28 protein-coding genes are annotated in these 20,656 nt (G+C 68.7%); 10 read left to right on the top strand and 18 right to left on the bottom strand.

The features are described 5' to 3' along the window. The first annotated feature begins 168 nt into the window (after positions 1-168). Positions 169-555 carry a hypothetical protein gene (locus tag FK530_RS18600; protein ID WP_146488471.1) on the top strand — a complete coding sequence of 129 codons (387 nt, stop codon included), beginning with the start codon at positions 169-171 and terminating at the stop codon, positions 553-555. 29 nt (positions 556-584) lie between these two features. Here FK530_RS18600 and FK530_RS18595 read toward each other — a convergent pair whose 3' ends face one another. The 3 genes from FK530_RS18595 to FK530_RS18585 all read right to left on the bottom strand — a co-directional run bounded on the left by FK530_RS18595 (position 585) and on the right by FK530_RS18585 (position 2,901). Continuing rightward, the gene (locus FK530_RS18595; protein WP_158645144.1) at positions 585-1,361 is read right to left on the bottom strand and encodes a DUF3592 domain-containing protein; all 777 of its coding nucleotides are present in this window, start codon (positions 1,359-1,361) and stop codon (positions 585-587) included. Then, a complete protein-coding gene (locus tag FK530_RS18590; RefSeq protein ID WP_146488469.1) occupies positions 1,361-1,822 on the bottom strand; it encodes a hypothetical protein in 462 nt (153 codons plus the stop codon). Before FK530_RS18590 ends, FK530_RS18595 begins: the two co-directional genes overlap by 1 nt. A 443-nt stretch (positions 1,823-2,265) precedes the next feature. Beyond that, positions 2,266-2,901: a S1 family peptidase gene (locus tag FK530_RS18585; protein WP_331456362.1), complete on the bottom strand. Its 636-nt coding sequence runs from the start codon at positions 2,899-2,901 to the stop codon at positions 2,266-2,268. Between the two features lie 455 nt (positions 2,902-3,356). Here FK530_RS18585 and FK530_RS18580 point away from each other — a divergent pair, with 455 nt between their 5' ends. Next, positions 3,357-3,644, top strand: coding sequence for a hypothetical protein (locus tag FK530_RS18580; protein ID WP_146488467.1), 288 nt, complete (start codon positions 3,357-3,359; stop codon positions 3,642-3,644). Here the strand turns inward: FK530_RS18580 and FK530_RS18575 are convergent. After that, positions 3,641-4,141, bottom strand: a complete 501-nt coding sequence (locus FK530_RS18575; protein ID WP_146488466.1) for a hypothetical protein — start codon at positions 4,139-4,141, stop codon at positions 3,641-3,643. The genes FK530_RS18580 and FK530_RS18575 overlap by 4 nt on opposite strands. Then, positions 4,120-4,344, bottom strand: coding sequence for a hypothetical protein (locus tag FK530_RS18570; RefSeq protein WP_146488465.1), 225 nt, complete (start codon positions 4,342-4,344; stop codon positions 4,120-4,122). The genes FK530_RS18575 and FK530_RS18570 overlap by 22 nt, the downstream gene beginning before the upstream one ends. Positions 4,345-4,597: 253 nt before the next feature. Between FK530_RS18570 and FK530_RS18565 the strand changes: the two genes are divergently transcribed. Next, complete coding sequence (locus FK530_RS18565) at positions 4,598-4,786, top strand: hypothetical protein (protein ID WP_146488464.1); 189 nt, start codon at positions 4,598-4,600, stop codon at positions 4,784-4,786. A 52-nt stretch (positions 4,787-4,838) separates the two neighbouring features. Here the strand turns inward: FK530_RS18565 and FK530_RS18560 are convergent, their stop codons facing one another. Further along, complete coding sequence (locus FK530_RS18560) at positions 4,839-5,627, bottom strand: helix-turn-helix transcriptional regulator (protein WP_146488463.1); 789 nt, start codon at positions 5,625-5,627, stop codon at positions 4,839-4,841. A 417-nt stretch (positions 5,628-6,044) separates the two neighbouring features. On the opposite strand from FK530_RS18560, the gene FK530_RS18555 reads away from it, so the two are divergent. Both FK530_RS18555 and FK530_RS18550 read left to right on the top strand, forming a co-directional pair. Next, the gene (locus FK530_RS18555) at positions 6,045-6,950 is read left to right on the top strand and encodes an alpha/beta hydrolase family protein (RefSeq protein ID WP_158645143.1); all 906 of its coding nucleotides are present in this window, start codon (positions 6,045-6,047) and stop codon (positions 6,948-6,950) included. Positions 6,951-7,024: 74 nt separating this feature from the next. Beyond that, a complete protein-coding gene (locus FK530_RS18550; RefSeq protein WP_146488461.1) occupies positions 7,025-7,531 on the top strand; it encodes a hypothetical protein in 507 nt (168 codons plus the stop codon). A 289-nt stretch (positions 7,532-7,820) separates the two neighbouring features. Here FK530_RS18550 and FK530_RS18545 read toward each other — a convergent pair whose 3' ends face one another. Continuing rightward, positions 7,821-9,293 (bottom strand): aldehyde dehydrogenase family protein, encoded by a 1,473-nt coding sequence (locus tag FK530_RS18545; RefSeq protein WP_146488460.1) that lies wholly within the window; start codon positions 9,291-9,293, stop codon positions 7,821-7,823. Positions 9,294-9,547: 254 nt separating this feature from the next. On the opposite strand from FK530_RS18545, the gene FK530_RS18540 reads away from it, so the two are divergent. Further along, positions 9,548-10,300: an SDR family NAD(P)-dependent oxidoreductase gene (locus FK530_RS18540; RefSeq protein ID WP_146488459.1), complete on the top strand. Its 753-nt coding sequence runs from the start codon at positions 9,548-9,550 to the stop codon at positions 10,298-10,300. Between the two features lie 333 nt (positions 10,301-10,633). Here the strand turns inward: FK530_RS18540 and FK530_RS18535 are convergent, their stop codons facing one another. The 4 genes from FK530_RS18535 to FK530_RS18520 are packed head-to-tail and all read right to left on the bottom strand — an operon-like array spanning position 10,634 to position 12,399. Beyond that, positions 10,634-11,134, bottom strand: a complete 501-nt coding sequence (locus FK530_RS18535) for a hypothetical protein (RefSeq protein ID WP_146488458.1) — start codon at positions 11,132-11,134, stop codon at positions 10,634-10,636. Next, a complete protein-coding gene (locus tag FK530_RS18530; protein WP_146488457.1) occupies positions 11,131-11,337 on the bottom strand; it encodes a hypothetical protein in 207 nt (68 codons plus the stop codon). Before FK530_RS18530 ends, FK530_RS18535 begins: the two co-directional genes overlap by 4 nt. Further along, positions 11,334-11,828 (bottom strand): hypothetical protein, encoded by a 495-nt coding sequence (locus tag FK530_RS18525; protein WP_146488456.1) that lies wholly within the window; start codon positions 11,826-11,828, stop codon positions 11,334-11,336. The genes FK530_RS18530 and FK530_RS18525 overlap by 4 nt, the downstream gene beginning before the upstream one ends. After that, the gene (locus tag FK530_RS18520) at positions 11,821-12,399 is read right to left on the bottom strand and encodes a hypothetical protein (protein ID WP_146488455.1); all 579 of its coding nucleotides are present in this window, start codon (positions 12,397-12,399) and stop codon (positions 11,821-11,823) included. The genes FK530_RS18525 and FK530_RS18520 overlap by 8 nt, the downstream gene beginning before the upstream one ends. A gap of 132 nt (positions 12,400-12,531) precedes the next feature. Here FK530_RS18520 and FK530_RS18515 point away from each other — a divergent pair, with 132 nt between their 5' ends. Genes FK530_RS18515 through FK530_RS18500 form a run of 4 tightly spaced genes read left to right on the top strand, consistent with a single transcriptional unit; the run spans position 12,532 to position 14,486 of the window. Continuing rightward, entirely contained in the window at positions 12,532-13,461 is a 930-nt protein-coding gene (locus FK530_RS18515) for a hypothetical protein (RefSeq protein ID WP_146488454.1), read from the top strand. Continuing rightward, complete coding sequence (locus FK530_RS18510; protein ID WP_146488453.1) at positions 13,461-13,754, top strand: hypothetical protein; 294 nt, start codon at positions 13,461-13,463, stop codon at positions 13,752-13,754. The genes FK530_RS18515 and FK530_RS18510 overlap by 1 nt, the downstream gene beginning before the upstream one ends. A 25-nt stretch (positions 13,755-13,779) precedes the next feature. Then, positions 13,780-14,169, top strand: a complete 390-nt coding sequence (locus tag FK530_RS18505) for a hypothetical protein (RefSeq protein WP_146488452.1) — start codon at positions 13,780-13,782, stop codon at positions 14,167-14,169. Next, the gene (locus FK530_RS18500; protein ID WP_146488451.1) at positions 14,166-14,486 is read left to right on the top strand and encodes a hypothetical protein; all 321 of its coding nucleotides are present in this window, start codon (positions 14,166-14,168) and stop codon (positions 14,484-14,486) included. The genes FK530_RS18505 and FK530_RS18500 overlap by 4 nt, the downstream gene beginning before the upstream one ends. Before the next feature lie 68 nt (positions 14,487-14,554). On the opposite strand, the gene FK530_RS18495 is transcribed toward FK530_RS18500, so the two are convergent. The 7 genes from FK530_RS18495 to FK530_RS18465 all read right to left on the bottom strand — a co-directional run bounded on the left by FK530_RS18495 (position 14,555) and on the right by FK530_RS18465 (position 20,650). Continuing rightward, on the bottom strand, positions 14,555-14,707 hold the full coding sequence (locus FK530_RS18495; protein WP_231706695.1) for a helix-turn-helix domain-containing protein: 153 nt from the start codon (positions 14,705-14,707) through the stop codon (positions 14,555-14,557). A gap of 190 nt (positions 14,708-14,897) precedes the next feature. Next, the gene (locus tag FK530_RS18490) at positions 14,898-16,109 is read right to left on the bottom strand and encodes an MFS transporter (RefSeq protein ID WP_146488449.1); all 1,212 of its coding nucleotides are present in this window, start codon (positions 16,107-16,109) and stop codon (positions 14,898-14,900) included. A gap of 3 nt (positions 16,110-16,112) precedes the next feature. Then, positions 16,113-17,153 carry a zinc-dependent alcohol dehydrogenase gene (locus FK530_RS18485; protein ID WP_146488448.1) on the bottom strand — a complete coding sequence of 347 codons (1,041 nt, stop codon included), beginning with the start codon at positions 17,151-17,153 and terminating at the stop codon, positions 16,113-16,115. Then, a complete protein-coding gene (locus tag FK530_RS18480; RefSeq protein ID WP_146488447.1) occupies positions 17,135-17,932 on the bottom strand; it encodes a sugar phosphate isomerase/epimerase family protein in 798 nt (265 codons plus the stop codon). The genes FK530_RS18485 and FK530_RS18480 overlap by 19 nt, the downstream gene beginning before the upstream one ends. Then, positions 17,929-19,008, bottom strand: a complete 1,080-nt coding sequence (locus tag FK530_RS18475) for an alcohol dehydrogenase catalytic domain-containing protein (RefSeq protein ID WP_146488446.1) — start codon at positions 19,006-19,008, stop codon at positions 17,929-17,931. The genes FK530_RS18480 and FK530_RS18475 overlap by 4 nt, the downstream gene beginning before the upstream one ends. Next, the gene (locus FK530_RS18470) at positions 19,005-20,015 is read right to left on the bottom strand and encodes an ROK family protein (protein ID WP_146488445.1); all 1,011 of its coding nucleotides are present in this window, start codon (positions 20,013-20,015) and stop codon (positions 19,005-19,007) included. The genes FK530_RS18475 and FK530_RS18470 overlap by 4 nt, the downstream gene beginning before the upstream one ends. Further along, positions 20,012-20,650: an HAD-IA family hydrolase gene (locus tag FK530_RS18465; RefSeq protein ID WP_205124222.1), complete on the bottom strand. Its 639-nt coding sequence runs from the start codon at positions 20,648-20,650 to the stop codon at positions 20,012-20,014. Before FK530_RS18465 ends, FK530_RS18470 begins: the two co-directional genes overlap by 4 nt. Positions 20,651-20,656: the final 6 nt, after the last annotated feature.

Genomic DNA, 20,656 nt, shown 5'->3' with positions numbered 1-20,656 from the left:
CTCGGAAACGATGTTCACGAGCAACCATCAGGTGGGGCCAGATCAAACCGTCGCAACACCACCGGCGAGTCGCAAACGGGGCCAGGTCTAGCCGTCGAGCCGGGGCCTCTTCAAGCTGTCATAGCCACCCGATCCGGGTGCGGCGGCGTTGTCGCGAAGGAGGCCTCCGTGCCCGCAACTGTCCTGTCCCGTGTCCTGCTGTTTGCCGAGCCCGCCGACGCCGCCGAGATCGTCGTGGCACTCGCCGCCTTCGCAGGTGCCGACCACGTGATGTGGCTGCCGTACATCCACGGCGACGGCTCCGAGACGAAGGCGACGACGCTGCGTGTTGGTGAGTCCACCGTCGACGTTGCTATCGGTTGCCGGGCCCTGCCGGCGGTGCTTGAGGTGATGGTGCCGGACCTGCCGTGTGCGCTGGAATGCGTTCTCGGGGTGGGGTTCTCGACAGCGACGTGGCCCGCCGCGGGCGCGCTGGAGGAAGTGACTGTCGTCGCCGGCGGCATGCAGATCAGTGCGGTGAGCGAAGCCGCGCTGATCGAACGGCGCGGTGTGTAGGCCGCGACGAGGTAGCTGTCTGGATGCTCTCATCGCTCGACGAGGATGTACTTGTGATGCTCATTGTCGTCGACGATGACCGTGATGGTGGAGCCGACCGCCGGTACCTTTCTCGGCTTGAACCACCAGCCGTAGGTCTTGGTGAAGCGCAGCTGCTCGTGCGTGTTTGGGTGTGTCGCTCGGAATTCGACTTCCCAGGAGGTTTGCTGGTCTCCGTCGACGTTGCGGGATCTCGATTTCGTCAGCTCGCCCGCCGTCGCGGTCAGTTCGAGCCCCGTCAACGCGAGCTGTACCCGCCGCTGCCGTTCGCGGCGTAACCAGAGGAGAACGCCACTCCACAACGCTAGCCACAGCAGTGCTCCGCCGACCATAAGAGTCGGCAGCCACCGTTCACCCCAGTTGTCGAGTGCGGCTCGCGACGGATCATCGGGTGAGTATTTGACTGTCACCCGATCTCCTACCGAGCGGTCCTGCGTGGAGGAGCCCCGCTCGGTGAACCGGTGCACGTGACCGTCGACCTGATACTCGATCACGCGCTGATGCGTCGTAATCTCACGTCCCGTCGTGGATGAGTCTGTTCGGCTGCGCTCGACACGCGACTCGACATCGACGACGCGCCCCTCGACCGTCCGCGCGGACGCCCAGAAGGCCGTCTCCTGAATGCTGAACGCCGCAGATCCGACCAACCACACGATTCCCACAACGAGGAACAGCCACGCCATCGCACCGCCGTCCGACTTGCGGGCAAGGCGGACCGCCTCCTGACGGGCCGGCGACTGCGGGTGCGGGTGCGGGTGCGATTCCATCAAGCTCCTTCGTTGTCGAGGCCTGCTCCGCGGACGTCGCAGCGGTTCAGCGTGAACGACGAGATCACAGCCCATGCCCGATCCGACACGCCGAGCAGCAGGTCAGAGGTGATGTGCAAGTCATCGCCGACGGCGCCGTGGATGTCGATCCACGTGAAGGCGAGCACACCCGAACCCTGCACCTCGTCACGGCATTGCTCGTCGACGGTGACGCGACAGTTCGGGTTCACCGTGAATCCCGTCAACCTGGTGGCCTCTATCGCGGCGAGCAACCGCGGTGACACCAAGTACACGGGGAAGGAGCTGATCAGGTCGTCGCCCTGCCAGTCCATGACCTCGTATTCCAGTCGGGACAGAAGCGGCGGGTGCACTGACGTGTCCAGCACCGATCCCTCACCGAGGCCACCGGCAACTTCGGGCTCAAGTACGTACGGCATCCCGGGGCTCCGCGTCGCGCTCAACCTCCGCACACGGCACGGGCGCCGGCTGCCCCTGCCGTGTGCGCCAGTCGCCGAACACCGCCAGCGACACCGCCCCCAACCCGAACGCCGCCAACACGAAGCCCGTCGCCCACCGCCCATACGCCAGCTCCCAGGCCGCGAATCCAAAGACCGCAACCGGCGTACCAATGAACAACGCACGCCAGGCAGGGGTCCTCGAAGGACGGCCCGACTGGTCCCAGAAACCGGCGCTGACAACCAACGCTATCCCCGCAACCAGAAGCTGCCCCAGAACCAGCGCGAGCACCGCAAGTGAGCCCGCAACAAGAGCAGGCGCCATCCACTGGCTACGGTTTCGCGCATGATTGGTCATAAACACAGGAAGGCGGCCTCCCATCGGACTCGCCCCCAACGCGCGGCGAAGCAACATGTCCCAGAGCGCGACCGGGCCGGTCGGTGTTGCTTTAGTTGACGACCGTGGTCGGAGCGGTGGGCATCACTGCGGGCTCAGACGTGAACACTGCGATCTCCTCGGCGGCGACCGCACGCCGCGGATCGACCCGCGCTCCGCCCTTGTTGGTCGTGGCCAGTCGCAGTCCGCCGCCGGCGCGTGCCAGTACATCCCGCAAGCTCACATACATGGTTGCCTGCCGGGTCGCCGGTACGCGATCATCGGTCGCCTCGGTGGCGATTCCCACTGCTGCGCCATCGGACAGGCGCATCAGCGGGCCGCCGCTGTCACCGGGGCGGGACTTGATGTCGGTCAGAATCCGGTTCGGTGTCACAGCGCGCACCACACCGCAACGCCATCCCGAGCTGATCCCCTGCTGGCACACCCGATCCCCGACCCGGGCGTCGCCAACCACGCTCTGCCGCACAGGCCCGCGCGTTGACACTGTCGGAACCGACGGCAGCAAGTCCACCACCGCCCAGTCCGGCGAGGTGAAGTCGTTCTCTGCCGGGTTCGATGACTGCGACACCACCCCCACCTGGCGCAGCGCACCCGCGCGTCCCGGCATCGGAGCACCCACCAGCTGCCCCCGGCGGCCACAATGCCCCGCAGTCACAGCAACCCGGCGACCATCAGGCCGCTCCGCCACAAAACCCACCGTGCAATCACTCGCGCGAACACGCCCGTCCGCACGCCGCTCCCGCACCACCCCAATCTCCGACCCCGGCCCCACCACGGGCATCGCCACGCGAGCACCACCAGGAGACGGTGCGGGAGCGGCCGACGCCGCACCCGGAACGGCAAGCCCGGCAAGTGCAGACGGAACAGCCACCGCCAGGACGGCGGCGCGAGTCAGGGAACGCATCATCTCTTCTCCAGTCACGATGGGGGCCGAAGCGCCAAGGACACAACGACCGGGCTAATCCCAGCAATCTAGCACTTCAAGAAACTAAATCCAGCAGGTGGTGGTGGTCGGTGGCCGTCGCCCGCGACCGCAACTTGGGTGACCTCGCCCAGCAAGCCCCATGGGAAGGCGGTGACGAACAACCCGACCCCTGAACCAAGCCATTATTCGCGATCACGTATCGTTGATACGCTACCGACATGTCGACTTCTCTGCAGTCTCCCGCGCACGACATGTCGCGGTCGCCCCTTCGGTCCCCGCTGGTCCTGGCGGCAGCACTTGTCTCGGTTTCGTTGCTGCTCGCGGGCCTGATGGCCTGGCATCCCTGGTCCGATGCCCCCGAGGCGCGGCACATCACCGTGACCTCGACCGATCCGTCGGTCACCAGGCACGGTAAGCCGATAGTGACCTTCATCGTCGACTGCGTCCAGGCGGGAGATCAGCTCACGTGCGACTGGGAAAACAACCGCAATCCCGACCGCTACTAGCTCTCGGCCAATCGGTCTCTCCACGCGATCAACTGCGGCAGCACCCAGGCGACTGTGCCTTCAGGCGGGCAACCGTAGCCGGTCAGCCACCGCTCGGCCGCCTCTGCGAGCTGATCGTCGGTGTCGGTCGCGGAGACCGGAACCCGCTGCGCGACGGCGTGGTCAAGGTCGAGCGGCTCCCCGACCGGAACCCATTGCAGCCAGACCGCGTCAGCGGTCTCCCAGGTGCGCATCCGTCCCGGCATCGGGCAGGTCGGCTGGCTGCGCGCGTGCGTCTCGGGCGCAGGCTTGCCGCCGAGGTCGGCCCGCATCGCATACAGCTCCCGGCGCCACGACTGAACCTGCTCCGCGAGACGTTTGTGGACGAGGGCGGCCTGCTCGCGCTGCGCCGCGAGGATCGTGCTCTCGATGTCGAGGTCGGTGCTCGCCGCGGAGACGGTCAACTCGACAGTGCCGCCGCCGCGGACGAGATCGGTCAGGGTTCGGGTCTCGGACACCAAGGCTCCTTGCTCATGGGATCGGCGTCGCGCCAGCGGAGTCCATTCACGAGCCCATGCGCGAGGGCGGGCAGCGCCAGGGCCGGGGTGTAGAGGGACTGCCACTCGGGACTGAGGAGCGCCGCACCGAGGCCGGCGACCGGGAGTAGCGCCGCGGAGACCGCGGAGGCGAGCAGGGCGGTGCGCTCCGCTGCGGCGGTCACCGCTTACCTTCCGCGTCCTCGGGCCAGATGGCGCGGTGCTCATCCTCGGCATACCACGCCGCCGTGGTGTAGCTGCCGCTCTTCGTGTAGACGGAGCCACGACCTCGTAATGCGCTGCCCGAGAGGCGGACCTGTCCTCCTGCCACGCCCCACAGCCGCAGCGCCGCGGTCAGGATGGCCGGACCCTGGGTGCGCCAGTCGTCGAGCGGGTAGATGGTACGACTTCCTGTCCGGAGGGATCAGCCTGGAGGTGATGGCTGATGACCGGGAGCGCGTTCCCTCGCTGCTGCAGTTCGTCACCGCTGACCTCGACACCGCGCTGGAACATGTTCTGGCGGCCGGGTTCTCGGCGCGCACCTGGCCGCGGGAGGGGCAGGCGGAAGACATCGTGATCGAAATCGGCGAGCTGACCGTCTGCGTTGCCCGTCGCGGGTCGAGCTAACGCCTGGGGTGCCGGCGTCGTGATGGCGCCGGCACTTCCGTGGGGGTGGCGTCTACGTGGTGTCCGTCCGGTAGTGGGAGGGGGACACACCGATATGGCGCTTGAAGGTGGTGGCGAAGTGGCTGGGGCTGGAGAACCCGGCTGCGGCGCTGATGTCGGTGATCGTCATCGTGGTGGTCGACAGGAGGTGGCGTGCGCGGCTCAGCTTCCGGTCGCGCAGGTACCGATGTGGAGTGACGTGGAAGGTAGCGGCGAACGCCCGGCCGAATTGATCCACCGTCAGTCCGGTCGTCGCGGCCAGCTCCTGGAGCGTCACGTCGGGATCCCAGGCTTGGTGGAGGCGTTCGAGGACGAGCCTTTGAGATTCGGGGCTCAGTGTGCGCGGCGTGGTTCGCGTCGCCCGCGGCTTCAGGCTGTAGATGTCAACGATGTGCATGTGAGCCGCATTCAACAGGGACTCATGGAGGAGCTTTCCGACGGCGTCGACCCGTGTGGCCGTGCTTGCGATCCGCTCCACGAGGTAGTGCAGGAGCCGATCCTGTGTGCCCGCGGTGGGGCGGAGTTCTGTTGATCGAGTCGTTGGTGGCGGCAAGGTGATGCGGGCGATGTCACAGGCGCAGTGCTGCGCGATCGCTGCGGTTCGGAATCCTGCGGGGATCACCCAGACGTTGCCTGGGGCAGGGGTGATCGCGCCCCGCGGTCCGCTTTCGAACTCGAACTCCTTGGCGTGGGCACTTCCGCGCCGCCATACGAGAATCTCGTGATCGGGCCCGGCGAACTCCCATTCCATCGAGTCGGCGTGTTCGTGACGGACGAACGACACTCCCGCAGCGGTATCCACCACGCAATGCTAACGAGTACACGGAATACGAGCCCTCGCGCAGCCTGGTGCTGAGCGTCAGACAGGGAACCGGCCTCCGGCTCGCACAGGGCGTCTCACTGGGCGTAGGGAGAATTGATTAGCTCCGTCAATTGATTCGCGTTTGCGTCATCACCGCTTCGTGTCGGCCGGGTGATATGCGAAGCGCCGAGTTAGCGTCATGTCCGGAAAGAGGGGGTACACGCATATGTCTGGGGCCGTTTCGGATCGGGAGTACGCGGACGTTCTCGGTCGTCAACGAAGCGCCGCTCACCGTCACAGCCGCTTCGGGTCCGTGGCCCCGCGAAGAAGCGGACGTTCGTAATGGGCGGCGCGAACAGGAGCCGCCGCACGGAGGCGGGATCACTCAGCCCGCGGCGATGGGCCGGGGTGATCGTCGTGACCTTGTTTGTCATTGCCGCCGCGGCCGTGGTGGTGTGGGGGCGAACAACAGAAACGGACTCGCCCGGCGCAGCCGACCCCGCCGCCGTGTCGACACACCAGTACCTGGACGTGCCCGGCGTTGATCCGGAGACGCTGAGCGGTTTCCTGTTCCGGCCGTCAGCGCACAGCGCGACCGGAGCGCGACCGACGATCGTCCTGATCCACGGGGGAGGCTGGATCAAGGGCGCGACCGCTGAGTACGTACGCCCCGCCGCGCAGGCGCTCGCCGCCCGCGGCTTCTTCGTGTGGAGCCTGAACTACCGCCGCGCTGGCGACGGCGGCGGCTGGCCGACCACCTTCACCGATCTTGCCGCGGGCGTCGATCACCTTTCCCGTCTGCAGGAGTCGATACCGGAAATCGACCTCGGCCGCGTCACCGTCGTGGGGCATTCCGCGGGTGGACAGCTCGCGGCGTGGACGGCCGGCCGCGGCACCCTCCCCGATGGTGCCCCTGGGGCGAATCCAGCGGTCCGGCCGCACGCGGTCGTCTCCCTCGCGGGCGTTCTCGACATGCGTCTCTCGCTGACCAAGAACGACCACGTCCTGCGGGTCATGGGCGGCACGCCCGAGCAGTACCCGGATCGCTACCGGCTCGTGGATCCACTCGAGCGCATGGACCCGCGAGTACCGGTCGTGGCGATCACCGGCACCGACGACACCGTCGTGCCGCCCCGCGAGGCCGCCGAGTACGTCGAGGCTCTCCGACGTAAGGGCGGCAGCACCGCGCTGATCGAGATCCCCCAGACTGGCCACGGTGAGGTCATCGACGTCCGCAATGCGTGGTGGCCCATGATCGCGAGCGCTATCGCCACCGTGGCCGAGCACGGGCCGCGGGCCGTACCCGCCGGCACCGGCGCCTGAGTCCACCGAGAGCGGGGATCCTCGAACCAGTTGCCGATCGACACCACATCTCCAAGTCAAGGAAGGGAAACACCATGGTGCGCAAGCGCTCCACCGCAACAATCGCGAGCATCGCCGCGCTCGTCCTCCTCACCGCAGGATGCTCGGACGATTCCGAGCCCGCCTCGAACAGCTCCTCGGCACCGTCGAGCTCCGCGACCGCGACCCACCACCAGGGGCCCGCCGCGGGACAACCCGCCAAGCCCACGACGGGGAACGGCGGCAATGCAGGACCGACGAAAACCGTCACCCAACACCCCGGGACCACGCGCACCGTCACCAAGCCGGTCCCGACCCAGGCACCGGACAACGGTGGCACCTACAACGTTCCGTGCACCGGCCCCGACCAGGGCACCATCTGCACCAACCCGAACCACGGCGCCGGTGACAACCCGGGTGAGAACGGCACAGCGCCGACCACCACCGCGCCCAAGGTCCGCGACGACGACCCGGGCGGGAAGCCCTGCACCACCGGCATGGGCGAGTCCGGGACCTACATCTACTCTGACGACACCAACAGCTGGGTCTGCCAGATCGGTTGACCCGCGGTCGCATCAGCGGCGTACGTGCACTCCGTCCGCGACGACGTCACCGACGTTCACAGGTGCCTGAATCGACTGGATCCGGTTCGCCTGCAATGGAGTCGCGCCGCCGCGAAAGCGGTGAACGAGCCGACAAGCAAGAGCCAAGCAGCCGGGCGAGTGGGAGGTCAGAGCCGGAGAAGGGCCTGACTGCATGCGGCTCTCCATCTGCGTCAGGCCGATTCGACGGTCCTGAAACAGCGAGAAGTGCCTTCATCCGGTCGGACGAAGGCACTTCTCGCTTGGACTGCTATTGAGGCGCGACTTGCGCGTACAGCTTGGTGTCCTGGAACTCTGTGATGGCAGTAGGGCCGCACAGGAGGCCGTAGCCGCTCTGCTTCAAGCCGCCTTCCTCGAACGCCTCGTGAATCACGCCCCAGCAGTTGGTCCACACGAAGCCTGCTCGCATGTTGCGGGTGACCCGGCGGGCGCGCCATTCGTTGGTTGTGAAGACTGCGGCTCCGAGGCCGAAGGCTGTTCCGTTCGCCATTCGGACTGCATCGGCCTCGTCGTCGAAGATCTCGAATGTTTGTACCGGGCCGAACAGCTCGTCCTGGACGAGCGGCACGTCCAGCCGGTCGACTTCGACGAGGCTTGGCTGGTAGTACGCGCCGCCGGGGCGTTCGTCGTCGTCTACGACTCCGCCGCGGACGAGGATCGTTCCGTAGCTCGCCGCGTCGGCGACGATGCCGTCTACGCGACGGGCGCTCGCGGCGTCGATCAGCGGACCGAGATCGCTGGTCGGATCTTCGCTGGGGCCGACTCGAAGGCTGCTGAGCGCCTCGATGACCATTGGCCGCAGCTTGTCGGCGAGACTGCGTTGCACGAGGAGCCGGGATCCGGTGAGGCAGAACTGCCCGTTCATTAGCGTGCATGCCGCCACGATGTTCTGCATGACCACATCGAGGTCGGCATCATCGAAGACGATCAGCGGCGTCTTGCCGCCGAGTTCGAGGCTGAGTCGTTTCAGGGTGTCGGCGCCGGCCTTGGCGATCGCGCGACCGACGTGGGTACTGCCGGTGTAGCTGATCATGTCGACGTCGGGCGAGTCGACGAGCGCCGGCGCGACGGCGTTGCCGCCTTCGGTGAGAATGCTTACCACTCCCTCGGGGATCGACGTGGTCTCGGCGATCACCTCGGCTACGAGGGTGTTGGTGAGGGCGGTCTGGCCCGGCATCTTCACGACCATCGTGCAGCCTGCGGCCAGGGCGGGGCCGATCGATCGCATGGAGAGGATGACGGGCGAGTTCCATGGTGTGATGATGCCGATGACTCCCATCGCCTCACGGCCGGTCTGGAAGTACACGCCGGGCGCGACTTCGGAGGATCGCCCGCCATCGAGGATGATCGAGGAGGCTGCGGCGTAGCGGAGCCAGTCGACCGTGGTGGACACCTCCCATTGGGTCTCTCCGATGCGCTTGCCGTTTTCTCTGGAGAGACTCAGTGCGATCTGGTCGACGCGTCGTTCGAGATTGTCGGCGAGCTCGTTGATGGCGCGAGACCGGCGACGTGGGTCGCGCGACCAATCAGTCTCGTCGAAAGTCTTGCGCGCAGAGTTGATCGCAGCGTGCGCCTCAGCGGTTCCTGCGCTGGCGTACGTGCCGATGCTCTGTCCCGTCGAAGGGTTGATTGTCTCGAGGCGCTCGCCGGCATCACTCCAGCGACCTGCGATGAGATTGCGGCCGACCGACTGAGTCGTCGCGGATATCGAGTCGGTTGTCATTGAGGTTTCACCTTTCAGGTGTCCAGGCCGGTGCTGGGTGCACCGCTCGACTTCGTGGTTCGAGCGCCATCGATGTCGCTCTCGGCAGGTAGCCACTGCTGTGTGACGTGGCACACCCGCCATGTCACGATGGCCTAGTTCAACGTGAATGTCAATAACTCAACAAACACGTTGACAGGTGCGCAGGGTAGGGCCTACCGTTTCGGCATCGCTCGCCGGATGGGTGAGGCGAACAGTGAAGGAGTGGAGCGAGAATGAGTGTTGTGCAGACGCACGCGGGTCGGGTCGCGGTGGTCACGGGGGCCGGTCAAGGTTTCGGCCGCGCCATCGCGCTGGAACTCGCTCGGAGAGGCGCGGACATTGCCGTGATCGACCTCAACGATGCGCACGAGACCGTCGCTGAGGTGCAGGCGCTAGGGCGTCGCGCGATGGCCGTACAGGCGGATGTGTCCCAGCCCGAAGCCATCGGCGCGGCCGGTGAGAAGATCCTCGAATCGTTCCGCTTCGTCGACATCCTCGTCAACAACGCCGGGACCTACCCATTCCGAGACTTCTTCGACGTCGACTTCGACTACTGGCGCAAGATTCAGGCGATCAACCTCGACTCGCAGTTCCTCACCGCGCGTTCGTTCGCACCGTCGATGCGAGAGCGCGGATGGGGCCGAATCGTCAACCTCGCATCCAACTCTCTCGGCTTGGCAGTTCCCGCGCTCTCGCACTACATGGCCAGCAAGGGCGGAGTCGTCGGCTTCACTCGCGGACTTGCAACGGACCTCGCGCCCTACGGCATCACCGTCAACGCCGTGGCCCCGACCGCTTCGCGGACTCCCGGCGGAGAAGCGAACATCGCCGGCGACGTACTCGACGGCGTCGCATCGATGCAAGCAATCAAGCGCGGCGGCGTCGCCGACGACATCGTCGGCACTGTGTGCTTCCTCAGCAGCGACGACTGCGCATTCGTGACCGGACAGACCATCATGGCCGACGGTGGGCTGGTGCGGCTGTAGGTCCACGAGGCTCCCCTCAGGCCACGACAGCGCAGACGGAGTTTCGTTCAACGATGGAGGCAACGCGCAGAATTTCGTTGTGGCTATAGCGCGGCAGGCGTGGTTCTCGGCGTTCGGATCTGTGGAGAGCAACTCACCACCTGTGCCAACAAGCCTCATCAAGTGGAGGTAGGGAGAGGGCCTCGCGCCCGATAGCTATGCCAGAGTGTTGTACTTACTCCGAGGCGAGTGGTGCGACACAGCAAACCACGTGCACTCCGAGCAGAACGCTCGGAGTGCACGTGGCACCGAAAGCCCCCGCCGTATCGCTGACAGCGCATTGCTCCCCCGCGGCTAGTCCGTGGCGAGCTGGTCCCGATGCTGGCGCAACTGAGGTGTGATCCACTCGACGGTGCCGGAGGGCGGGCAGCCGTAGCCGGTGAGCCACTGCTCGGCCGTAGCTGCGAGCTGCTCGTCCGTATCGGTCGCGCTCACCGGCACGCGCACTGCCTCCACATTGTCGAGATCCATCGGCTTCCCGGGCGCAATCCAGCCGAGCCACACCGCATCGAGGGTCTCCCGTACTCGCATCCGTCCCGGCATCGGGCAGAGCGGCGGGCTGCTCGGGCGAGGCTGCGGTGCGGGTTCTCCACCGAGCTCGGCGCGCATCGCGTACAGCTCCCGCCGCCACGATGCGACCTGCTCGGCCAGGCGGTTGTGCACAACGGTCGCCTGCTCCTGCTGCGCCGCGAGCACCATCTCCTCGACGTCGAGGTTGGTCGAGGTCGCGGTGACGGTCAGCGAGACAGTGCCGCCGCCGCGGACGAGATCGGTCAGGGTCTTGGTGTCGGTCACAGTGCTTCCTTGCTCACGGGATCACAGGCGCGCCAGCGCAGTCCGGTCGCGAGACCCTGCGCGAGCACGGGCAGCACGAATGCGGGCGTGTAGAGGGACAGCCACTCGGGGGCGATGAACGCCGCGCCGAGGCCGGCGACCAGGAGCAGCACCACGGCGACCGCAGCGGCGAGGAGTGCGGTGCGCTCCGCTGCGGCGGTCACTGCGTGGACTCCTCGTTCTCGGGCCAGATGGCGCCCTCGGCATCGGCCGCGTACCACGCACGTGCGGTGTAGCTGCCGCTCTGCGTGTAGACGGTGCCGCGCCCGCGCAGGTAGCTGCCCGAGAGGCGAACCTGTCCTCCTGCGACGTCCCAGAGGCGAAGCGCTGCGGTGAGGATCGCCGGACCGCGGGTGCGCCACTCCTCGATCGAGTAGGTGCTCTCGACCAGCTCGGGCCCGCTGCGCTCGACGAGGACGACGCGGTCGGCACGCGCGGCGAGCGCGGCCGGGTGCAGCTCGTAATAGCCGTGCAGCTCGTCGACGGCCTCCATGAGCTCTTCCAGGCGACCGGAGACTCGCATCGAAACGTCAAATCGATGCTCCGGCGCTCCCTTTCGCATCAGGTTCAGCACCTGTTCGTGAACCATAGCCATCTCGGCGTCGACGGCGTCGAGCAGCGCGACGAGGCGGTGGTAGAACTCGGTCTCAGCCATGATCCGCCTCCGACGTCAGCTCGTCCGCGACGCGCTTCGCCTCCGCGACCGCGGCGTCCACCGCAGCCGTGATCCGGGGGATGGCCTCGGCGACCACCAGCGCGGTGAGTGCGCCCCGCTCCCTCTCCGGAATCAGCGCGAGGAGCAAGTCCGCGACCGCCTGCATCTGGGCGTTCGTTCTGATCGCGTGGGCGAGGGAGTACCTGGCCCACGCTGCCCCGGCGCGGTCATCACGCGCCTCGGCGTCGGTGAGCATCTGGCCGAGCTGGGTGACGAGGTCGCCCGGCGAATGCTGCTTGGCCTGCTGTCGGGCGATGTCGTCGAGCTTCGTCCTCAGCCCAGGCATCGGGTGGTGCAGCATCGCTTCCGCCACCGCGGTCATCAGGTCCAGCTCGGCGGGCGACCTCGGTGTCGCGAGCATGTCGATGAGCGCTTCCGCCGCGCGCACAGTGCCCGCTGCCCGGAGCTGCCGGCGCCGCTGCTCGAGCTCCTGGCGTGCCTCGTCGGTGGAGGCGAGGCGGGCGAGCTCGCGGTCAGTGGTCTGCGCGGTGATGCGGCTGTCGTCCGTCATGCGCTGATCCTCTCTTGAGCGGCTGACGAGTTCCACCGGCCATGAGCGGCTGCAGGTTTCGACGCAGGTGCATCCGTAGCCTGCATCGGAAACGCCGTCGACACTGTCAGCCCCTGCGACGATGATCGGGGCATGAACGACGAGGACCAATACCCGGAGTTGACGCCGATCCTGAACCGGATCGCCGAGGCCCGGGGGAAGTACATCGGCGTTGGCCCCGGCTGGCACTCGATCCTGATCGACCTCGACAAGGCGCTCGCCGAGGTCGACCCGGCCTACGTGGTGCACCAGATCAAGCAGGAGTGCGGCGAGCTCGACGTTCGCGTCGACACTGCCCACAGCGACCGCTACCAGGAGATGCGGGCGCTGATCCGGGACGCCGAGCGGCGCGCGTCCCACATCTGCGAGGCGTGCGGCGCCGCGGGCGTGCTGCATGTGTCGCGCGATGGCAACGTGTGCCGGCTCTGCGGTCAGTGCGCCGCCGCAGCGCAGGAGGGGTACGAGGCGGTGAGCAGCGACCTGGAGACCCGCGCGAGTCTGCACCGTGTCGCGATGCAGGCCGCCGCGCTGCATCGCACGCTGAGGTCGCTGCCGCCGGATGCGAACAGGCGGATCACCGGGGGTGACCTCGATGCGGTCTCTCAGCTCGCGTCGCGCGCTCTCTGGTGCTCGACGTCAGACCTGTACGAACGCGGGGAGCACGACTACGCGGCGCAGGTGGTCGAGCACGCGCGGGCGATGGAGCCGGAAGGCATCAGCAAGCTGCGCCTCATCACCAACAGCCTCGCAATCAGCGAGCGGTTCTGGCGCGCGATCTACCCCGACGCGGCGGTGGAACGCGACGGTGGCGGGCTTCGGATCACGCCGCCCGCCGGACCGGCGCTGCTGTTCATCGAGGCGCTCGCTGCGCATCTGATCACCACCGTGGACATGGAGCTCGCCGTGGATGCCGGCGCCGCAGACCGGCTGCGGGAGGCGGGTTTCGACGTATCGAGCGACGGCCGCTATGTCGTCGATGTCAACGCGACGGAGTCGACGGTCCGGATGGAGGTGCGGCCGTGATGACCGTTGGTGAATTGCGCGCGCTGCTCGCCGGTCTGCCCGGTGACATGCCGGTGCTGGTGAGCAGCTACGAGTCAGGGTTCGCCGCGGTGGCGCACGCTGGCGTTGCCGAGGTCCAGGAGCTGGATCGCGGCGCAGCTCAGGCGTACCTCGGCCGGTACGTGACGCCGGCCGACGCCGCCGAGGAGGTCGACGGTCGTGGTTCCGAGTGGACGAACACGGTCGGGGGAATGCGGCCTCAGCTAGTCGGCGAGCCGATCACAGCCGTTGTTCTGAGTCGGGAGGGACGATGAGCGTCGGCAGAGGGGGCGGCCGCTGGTGGAGGAGCTGCGGCGGGACCTCGCCGCAGTCGGCGCGGAGCTGATCCAGGTGAGCGAGAAGTACGGAGTGCTGGATGGCGCGATCGAGCCGTGGAGCCCTGCCGCGCAGGAACTGCTCGACGCGGCGGAGCGGCGCAGCGGCGGGATCTGCGAGGAATGCGGCCAGCCCGGCCGCGAGGTCACGCTGCCGAGCGGCTGGGTGAAGACGCGCTGCGAGGAGCACGCCGCGGTGGAGCGGGATGACAACTACTGGAAGGGCATGAGCAGGTCGGTCGAGCGCGGCGAGTACACCCCCGTCGGCCCGGTCGAGCTGGGACCGGCCGCGGCGATCCAGCGGGGCGAGCACGAGGGCGAACTCGAGCGGGTGAACGAGGAGGACGAGTCGTGAGTGTCCCGTGGCCGATCACGGCGGTTGAGTCCCGCGGCGGCACCGTGGTGCGCCTGCTCCACGCCGACGGCGCGGTGGCGGACCACGACTTCGAGTACCTGCTCGGCAGGCCGGGCATGTTCGCGCACCTGGCCGAGGAGATGATCCCGGAGGCGGCGATCTGCGATGGCGGCACGGTCGGTTGGGAGACGGAGGCCGGCGTCATCGACTTGGCACCCGATGCCCTGTACGAACACGCCGTGCTCGGGTTCTGCCCGGGTGGCGTCTGCCGTGGGTGGACGCCGGCGCACACGGTACTGGTGAGTCGGGGCGGGTGAGTCTGTATACACAGCAGGGGAGGCAGTCGATTCGACTGCCTCCCCTGCGTGCGTGTGTGTACGGCCGATCATGCGGCGCGCGCTGCCGCGATGACCCGATCGATCTCGTCAGCCTCTACCAAGGTTCTGCGCCCGAACTTCACGACCACCAACTCGCCGCGCTGGCGCATCCGGTACAGGTATTCTCGGCTCACGCGAAGGATGTCCGCGGTCTCTTCCATCGTGTACAGCTTCTGCGGCGTGTCAGCCCGCGAGGTTCTCATTCATGCCGCAGATAATCGCTTGGACCGCTGACATCACCAACTGAGACGTCGCGGCACGCCGAAACGCAGAGTGTCGCGGTGCTCCCGGGTCACTGCTGCGTGTGCAGAGTGGCGCGGAATTCGGTGGTCGAAGATTGTCCGCTGATCCTCAGCGAAAGGCGGCGCTGGATCGAGGAGATGCAGTGAAGGTCAGGGCTACAGCGGCAAGCAGCGAGCTGACCAGTGGCAGCGCGCTGATCGAGTGGTTGAGGATTGCCGCCCCAATTGCCGCGCCGCTGGCGATACCCACCTGATAGCAGGTCACGTATACCGACGAGGCGCGGTCCGCGTCTGCCGCCGACGCGCGGATAACCCCGGACTGCAGGACCGGCCCGATTGCCGCGTACGCGGCACCCCACGCGACGACCGCGCAGGCGAGGACTACGTATCGCATGGTGGCCGGGCCGCCGGCCTGGCCGACGGCGAGGAGCACGGCACCGGTGAGGAAGATGGCGAAGGCTGTGATCGCGGTGCTGCGCGGTGACCGGTCCGTGTATCGACCGACCAGGACGGTGCCGATCGCGCCCGCGACGCCGAACAGCGCCAGGAAGGGCACGGTGCCGCCACTGGAACGCGTCACGTCGTCCACGATCAGCGCGAAGTAGGTGAAGCTCACGAAGTGTGCACTGACGAGGACGAGAGTCAGGATGCAAAGGAGCGCGATCACGTTCCACTGGGCGATCAGCGGTGTCGGAGCGCCCGGGGCGGAGACATGGACCGACGCCGCCGACGCCGCCGGACGGGAGTGAACCGCCCATGCGACGCCGATGGTGATCGCGACGGTCGCGATTGCCAGTATCAGCGCCGTGTTCCGCCAGCCGACCAGGCCGCCGAGCAGAGCTGTGCCGGGGCTTCCCAGGATCGCGGCCAGGGCCGGGCCGCCGAATACGATCGCTGTCGCTACTCCGACCTTCTTCGGTGGCACGAGTGCCGCGGCCGCAGGCGCGACCAGCGACCATAGGACGCCGTGCGTCATGGCCGCGACCACGCGGCTGGCGACCATCATCGGATAGTTCACCGCGACGGACGTCAGCAACTCGGCGATCACAAGGACCACCAGTGACAACACCAGGGCCGTGCCCCGCGAGAGCCGGGCGGCGAATGCCACCGATGGAATCGTCACGATCGCAGCCACCACGGCGTAGCCGCTGACGAGGAGCCCGACCCGACTCTCCGGCTGCCCGAGATCGTGGGCGATCTCGGAGATCAGCCCGACCGGGAAGACCTCGAAGGTGACGTAGATGAAGGTTGCACACGCGAGGAGCGAGAGGCGGATCAGTGTTGCTGCGTCCAAGGTTTCCTGGGTCTCGGTGGACGACACGGTTCACGCCCGGGGCGCAGGGCCGGTGGTCTCCGGTCCGAGCGATAGGAGGACTTTTGGGCGCGCCCGCGCCCCGGAGGCCAGGTGCGCGAAGGCCTGATCGACCTCGGCAAGCGGATACACGGTGTCCACCAGGGAGTCCAGGTCGACCGCGCCCGATTCGACGAGCTCGATGAGCGGGTCCCAGTAACCGACACCCGACAGCACGCCGTGCAGCGTCGCGTCCTGGATCACGAGGGTCGCCGCCGGGTATCCGTTCACGTCGTGATGCGGTGTCCCCAGCTGCGCCACCCGCCCGCCGGAGGCGACGAGGTCGACCGCCGTTCGCGCCGCCGCTTCGCTTCCCGAGGCCTCGATGACCGCGTCGAAGGCGCCGGTGTCTGCCTCGCGAGAACCGTCGACAGCGACAATCCCGAGGTCTGCGGCGAGAGCTCGCGCAACGGAGCTCGGATCGAAGAGCAACAGGTCAGCACCGCGGGACAGGACGATCTGCGCCGCCGCTAGACCGAGGGTTCCGGCGCCGAGGACGGCCACCCGGTCCTCGGAACCGATGCCGAGCCGCTCCACCGCGTGCATCCCCGCGGCCGTGGGCTCCAGAAGCGTTGCGGCAGCGTCCGACATGGCGTCCGGAATCCGGCGGAGGCTGTCGACGGGGACGGTGATCCACTCCGCGCCGGCGCCCTGCAGCGGTCCGAGGACGCCGATCTCGCTGCGATCGGGGCAGTATTTGATCCGGCCCCGCGCGCACTCGGTACAGCGCCCGCACGGCCGGAAGTTGTGGCCCGCGACCCGAATCCCTACAAGGTCCCGCGGCGCGCCCTCGCCGACGTCGACGACCCGTCCCACCCATTCGTGACCGGGTACGAAGGGGTAGGACTTGAGTCCGTCGCGGAGGTAGTTGCTGCTGCCGTCGAAGAACCCGAGATCCGTGCCGCACAGCCCGAGGAGTGTCACGCGCACGAGCGCCTCGCCCGGGCCGGCCGTGGGTGGAGGGATCTCGGCGAGGGCCACGGTGTTCGGGGCGGTCAGAGTGATCGCGCGCATGATGCTCCTTCGATTGGGTGCGAGAGCCGGATGCGGACGGCAGAGATGTCGGCCGCGAGTCGTTCGGGCGCTGTGCGGTAGTCGTTCTCGACAAGCACCGAGCGCACTGCTGGCGCGAGCGGCAGGGCTGCGACAGGCCGCGCCTCCGGCCGGGTGACGGCGTCCTTGACGTGCACGCACCGGTGAAGCCGCGGTCCGACAGCGGCGGGGAACGACCACGGGGAATGCCCGGCGTCGAGGAGGTTCCCGACGTCGAGGACCAGGCCGAGCGAGCTCCGCCAGACGGCCTCGGCGAGCGCACGGCTCGCGGGGCCGTCGAGCGCGGACTCGTAGGCGACGGCGACACCGTGAGGTGCCGCGTCGTCGACCAGCCCGCGCAGCACAGACGCCGTGCCGGTGATCCGTGCGGGGGACGACGGCGTGCTCCGGCGGAAGCCCGGGACGTGGAGCACCGGAACGCCGATCGCGACGGCGCTCCGGAGCCCCGCCCGCAGCAACTCCTCGGCGACCGGGTTCGGAGTGCCGTCCTCGGCGACGAGGCCGACGTCGTTCGCGTGGTTGACCGCGATCGCGGTCACGGGGATCGAGGGGGACAGCCGGCGCGCCTCGGCGAGTCGGTCCGGCAGGTCGAGGCGGGGCCCGCGGTGTGCGCCACCGAAGTCGAGCTGCAGACCGTCCGCGCCCGCGGACAGGGCGGCGGCAGCGGCGGCGGCGAGGTCGTCGCTGAGCCGCCACTGCGGTGCGTCGACGGTGATCGGCGCCGACCCGGCGGCCGTCACGATGCTGCCCCGTCGAAGCGCACAGCCGCCTTCAGGACGCGGCGGCCCCCGTGGTCGCGGGTGCCCCGCGAGAGAACGTCGTTGATGAGGCCGGCGGCCCCGTCGAGGTCGACCACGTGGGTGAGGACCGGGGCGAAATCCGCTGGAGCGGTGGCGAGGAGGTCGATCGCTGCGCGCAGGTGCCGGCCGGCGACGCCGCGATGCCCGACGATGTGGATCGGCGCTCCGCCGGGGCGCGGCAGGGTGACGTGGACGGGGGTGTGCGGTTCGCCACCGCAGTTCCCGGCGCGCACCTCCGCGACGTCGACGGAGCCGCAGCGCAGCGGAAGCGGACCGGCGTCGATACCGCCGTGCACGTCGACGAGCAACTCGGTGTCGATGTGGCGGTCCAGGTGGACGAGGGCGCCGGCGGTACCCGACCTGGGCGTGACGAGCACGGCCGCGATCGGGCCGGGTAGATCGTGCAACTGCCCGGCGAGACCGGGATCCGCGGCGCCCGATCGTGAGACCCGGAGCACGCGCAGGCCTGGTAGTGCGCGCGCCCAGAGCACACTCGCCAGCCGCCCGACGATGCCGTCCCCCCACACCACCAGCGACTTGGGCACGGTGACCGACGAGGCGACCTCGAGCCCGTACATCGCCGAGGCTAGCGGTTCCGCCAGGGCGCCGACGAGAGTCGGATCGGGAAGTGTCTCCGTGACGGGCAGGACCAGCCCGGCGGCCACGGCCGACGCGGGGACGACGGTGCGCTCCGACCACAGCCCCGGGACGTTGTGCCCGAGAAGGAATCCAGGGTCGGACGGGTGCGTCGGGTTGACGGTCACGAGATCGCCGACCGCGAACGCGCCCTCCCCGGCAACGATGCGCGCCAGGCCCTCGTGACCGAGGATCGCGGCGGGGTCGGGCCGGTCGCCGCGCAGGATCTGCCAGTCGGTCCCGCAGATCCCGGCGACGACGGGTGCGACGAGCAGGTCGCCGCGGGTCAGGTCGGGGGTCGGTACCGAGGCGACGTCGACGAGGGTTCGGCCCGCGCTGTCGGGGGCGCGGCGGACGAGGGCGCGGTGGCGGGCGGTCATGCCGGAGCCACCGTCAGGAAGTCGTCGCGCATCAACTCGGCGCCGCGCAGGCAGTCGACGTCGCCGGCCGTGCAGAAGACGAGCCGGCGGTCGAGCCACCGCCGGCTGAATCCCCGGTCGGCGTAACCGGTGGCGTTGCCGAGCTGCGCGAGCAGTGCCGTGCGGTACGGCGCCCCGATCCCGTCGACCACGCCTCCGCCGATCCCGATGACATCGAGGTGCGGATCGAGGCACCACGCGGCGCGCAGCAGGCCCGCGATCGGGGCGACCGCGGCGCGGAGGATCCGTTGTGCGCGTGGGTCGTCCGCTCCGAGGGCTGCGGTCAGCCAGCGCGCCGCACCCGGTTCGGCACAGATGCGGCCCGCGAGCCGCTCGATCCCCGGACCGGACGAGTAGGCCGCGACGTGGCCCGCGACGCCGCACTCGCAGACGAGTGGGTCACCGTCGTCGATCGGGGAGGCGGCCGGCAGGTGGCCGACCTCGCCCTGCAGCCCGTTCTCGTCGACGGGGATGGTCCGTTCGCGCAGGTCGGCAGTGCGGAGCGCGATGCCGCTGCTGACGGTGAGGTACGCGGCGCGACGGGCGTCGGATCCGGCGCGCCGGTGGACGAAATCCGCCAGGCCCGCGGTCAGGTCGTTCACGAGCGTCCACGTGACATCGGGTCGGGCCCGCCGCAGCGCTCCGGCGAGGTCGTAGGGCTCGTCCGTCGGGCCCCACAGCGGCCCCGACCCGTAGAGGACCCCGGTGGTGTGGTCGAGGGCGGCGCCGCACGAGATCGCCGCAGTGGCCGCCGGGGGAGCCGCACGGGCGAGGGAATCCACCAGGCGGGCGCGGAGTTCGTCGACGGGGGTGGCGGGGAAGTTCAGCAGGCTCGGCGCGGGCCGCCGCTCGACGGTGCTGTCCGCTCGCCGGCGGATCCGCAGCCACGTGCCTCCGAGGTCGGCGGCGAAGCGAGTCCCCCCGGCCGGCTCGGAGGTGGGCGGCGGGGCCGTGGGCGCGACTGTCACGCGCGGGCCGGCGTGCCGAGGAGGGCGGTCACCAGCGCGGGCGCGGTGAAGTCTGCGTAGCGCTCGAGGTCGGCGTCGAAGTCGGCGAGGGCGCCGATGACGACGGTGCGCGCGCCGCTCGCCCGTCCCGCGCGTACTCCGGCGGGGGAGTCCTCGAAGACGACCGCCGAGGTGATGTCGACGCCGAGCGCGTTCGCCGCGAGGAGGTAGCCTTCGGGGTCCGGCTTGCCGCGCACCACGTCGTCCGCGCTCACGAGCACTCCGGGGAGCGGCAGGCCCGCGGCACGCATCCGGTTCCGTGCGAGAGTCCTGCTCGCCGAGGTCACGACGGCCCAGGATTCCGGGGGAAGCCCGCCGAGAACAGCACGGGCCCCGGGGACCTCGCGGACGCCCTCGGTCGTCGCCTCCTCGTGCGCGACGAGCCGGGCGGTCTCCCGGTCGGCGACATCGGGGTCGCGGAGGAAGTGGTGGACCGTCGCCGCCGTCGGGCGCCCGTGTGCGAAGGCGAGGACGGTGGTGAGGTCGAGGCCGTGCACTGCGGCGAAGCCGCCCCAGGTGTCTTCGACGAGGGCGGTCGAGTCGACGAGAGTCCCGTCCATGTCGAAAAGGAGCGCCGGAGGAGTGGAGTTCGTCATTGGGTC

Source organism: Tsukamurella conjunctivitidis, assembly GCF_007858475.1.
Lineage (GTDB): Bacteria > Actinomycetota > Actinomycetes > Mycobacteriales > Mycobacteriaceae > Tsukamurella > Tsukamurella conjunctivitidis.
This window is presented reverse-complemented; position numbering and strand designations above follow the sequence as displayed.